Genomic DNA, 2,734 nt, shown 5'->3' with positions numbered 1-2,734 from the left:
GGGGCGGGGGAGGTTATTCTGGAGGAAAACACACCTGCCACAGAGATATTCATAATCCTGAGCGGCAGGGTGTCTATTTATCTGGGTTTCAGGAGTGAACCACTTGAGTTGATTGAATTCGGGCCCGGAGGCTGTATAGGCGAAGTATCTGTAATAGGCATTCTTAATCACAGCGCATCAGCAGTGGTTACCGAGGATGCAGTGCTGCTTGTGCTGAGCCGAAACACCCTGATGGAGATATTTGATGAGGACAAGGGGATCTTTTCAATGCTCATTCTTAATATTGCCCGTGAGCTTGCAAGGAGACTTTTCCATACCAACGAGATTCTTCTGCATTATGGTAAGCACGACAGCAAGGGCAATCCCCAGATTAGTCCTCAATCTCCCCTGTAAGCAGTCTCTGTGTGTTTTTACTCAGGATCATCTCTTTTTCGCTGTCTGTCAGTGCCAGTTCCTCTATCCATCTTCTTGATTCTCCCTGATCAAACCAGGGGGAATCAGACCCGAAAAGCACCCGTTCGATACCGTGTTTACGGGCAAGTTTCACAAAATCATCCGGTGGGAGAAGATGGCATACTGCTGAGGTGTCGAAGTAAATGGGTAATCCGCAGAGATATTTCCGGACATCATCCCAGACCCTCCATCCACCCATGTGTGCAGCGACTATGCGCAATCGTGGAAAGTTGCGATGAACCCTTGCCAGTGCGTCAGGAAGGCAGTGATCACAGGTGAAGGGCCCCGGATCTTTGCCTGTATGAAATACAGCTATCAGTCCTGCAGCGCTGATCTGCTCATATATACCGAAATAAGAGGGATCATCTACATAGAAATCCTGATATTCCGGATGGAACTTCACTCCAGGGATCCCGGCCTTGAGAAGAAAAGAGATCTCTTCCTCTATGTTTTTAGTTTCAGGATGCAGAGAACCAAAGGGTACTGTGCCGTTTCCTTTGAGATCAAGGCATGATCTGTTGATTGTAGTGACCTGAGAAGGCTTTGTAGCTACAGGTAGAAGGACGGAGGTACTTATTCCGTTTGTCTGCATTGATTTTTGCAGTTCCTTATATGTACCATTTGTATAATTACGGGATTCTTTTGAATTGGCCAGCAGAACGGAAATGGCCCTCGGAGCAAGTTCATCGGGAAAAATGTGTGTATGGAAATCGATTACTTTCATTTTCTATAATAAAAATAGTTCAGGACAAGGGCTGAAGGCAGAGAACAGAAGGAAGAAGATGATAGAAGGACAAAGGGTCTGCGGAATAATATAATGAAAATGATATGTGTTGAGGCGATGTCCTGATTGTTTCAGACAGTTGTGTTTGTTATTGGTATCGTGATTCCTGCAGGGGCTTTTGCAGGAAAACGATTCAGGAGAGAGATGATGTTTTACAGAAGTGCTTATGGAATCCTGATAGCAGTGATGGTTGTATTCTGCCACTCATTTGCCGCGGGCCCGTCTACATCTTTGCGGGTGAAGAACGGAACTGTTTACGAAGGGGAAATGGTTTCTGAAAATGAAAACTTTTTTGTATTGAGAATCGGCAGTACAAATGTGAGTATCCTTAAAAGGATGGTTACGGAAAAGGATGGAGTACGTTACAGTTTGCCCTCAGATACTCCACAGGTTCAGGCTGTATCGGTGAAAAATGAAGAACACACTCCCGGTGAGATAACAATCAAGCTGAAAAACGGAAATATCTTCAAAGGCACCATCATTTCCGAGACTGATAAGGTGATTGCGTTTAATTCCAAAGGAGCCCGTGTCAACATCTTTAAAAACATAATTGCCGAGATTGACAGCGGGAAAAGCCCCGAGGTTAGAGTTGCAGAGAAAAAAGCAGTACTTTCCCGGGCACAGGCAGTGAATAATCTGCCGGATACTCAGGAAAAGAAAATCACCCCTGTAAATGACAACAAACCTGTAGATAATACGCCGGCTTCTGTCCCTGAAAAGAAAGTCTCTCCTGCAAAGAAAACCAGGCCTGAGGAGAAAAAAGAAGCTGCAGTTTCAGTGCCGGTCCCCCAAAAAAAAACCGATGGAAAAGTGGAAATCGTGCTTAAGGACGGTATCTCTTTTACCGGGATAATAGAATCGGAGAATCAGCGTTACATAAGTTTGAATTCTGACGGAACAGTAATAAACCTTATAAAGCGTTTGATAAAGGAGATCGATGGAGTACCTTACAAAAGGAACACCGGTCAGCAGGAAATGGAAACCGGTTTTCAGGTGCAGAGGACTGTTGTAAGTGAAACAGATGGTGTCAGTGATAACTCAGCGGGAGATAAGGTCGTTAAGCGGGTGGTCCCTTTTACCACTATTCCTTCTGATGTTTCGGTTTCCTCACTTATGGCTTCACTTAAGTCTGCGGATTGGAGAGAACGAAGCAGAGCTGCGAGACTCACAGGGGGCATGGGACAATGGGCTGCTTCAGCGATTCCACTGCTTACAGAGCTTCTTTCAGACACTGTGAATTCCGAAAAACCTGCTCCTGTGTGGATCGATTCCTCAGAGATTAACATTATGCTATGGCCCGGTCTCGAGGCGGCAAGAACGCTGGCCTTAATGGGAAAGGAGGGGTTTACTCAACTCAGTAATGCTGTAAATCAGCCAAATCCTCTGATTCGAAAACATGCTGCATTCGGGCTGTGTGAGTTAACAGATGATAACGCTCTCAGGCTCCTTAGCGGGTTGCTCAGAGATATCAATGCTCATGTAAGAGCTGTTGCTGTG

General features: G+C 45.5%; 3 protein-coding genes. 2 read left to right on the top strand and 1 reads right to left on the bottom strand.

What is annotated here, in order from left to right; translation table 11 throughout:
* On the top strand, positions 1-393 hold a 393-nt coding region (locus tag GX089_16190; GenBank protein ID NLP04035.1), incomplete at its 5' end, for a cyclic nucleotide-binding domain-containing protein.
* Here the strand turns inward: GX089_16190 and GX089_16185 are convergent.
* The gene (locus GX089_16185; protein NLP04034.1) at positions 371-1,177 is read right to left on the bottom strand and encodes an amidohydrolase family protein; all 807 of its coding nucleotides are present in this window, start codon (positions 1,175-1,177) and stop codon (positions 371-373) included. The genes GX089_16190 and GX089_16185 overlap by 23 nt on opposite strands.
* Before the next feature lie 204 nt (positions 1,178-1,381).
* Between GX089_16185 and GX089_16180 the strand changes: the two genes are divergently transcribed.
* Positions 1,382-2,734 (top strand): HEAT repeat domain-containing protein (locus GX089_16180; GenBank protein ID NLP04033.1); only part of this gene is annotated, 1,353 nt, incomplete at its 3' end.

Source organism: Fibrobacter sp., from assembly GCA_012523595.1.
In the GTDB taxonomy this organism is placed as follows: domain Bacteria; phylum Fibrobacterota; class Chitinivibrionia; order Chitinivibrionales; family Chitinispirillaceae; genus JAAYIG01.
This window is presented reverse-complemented; position numbering and strand designations above follow the sequence as displayed.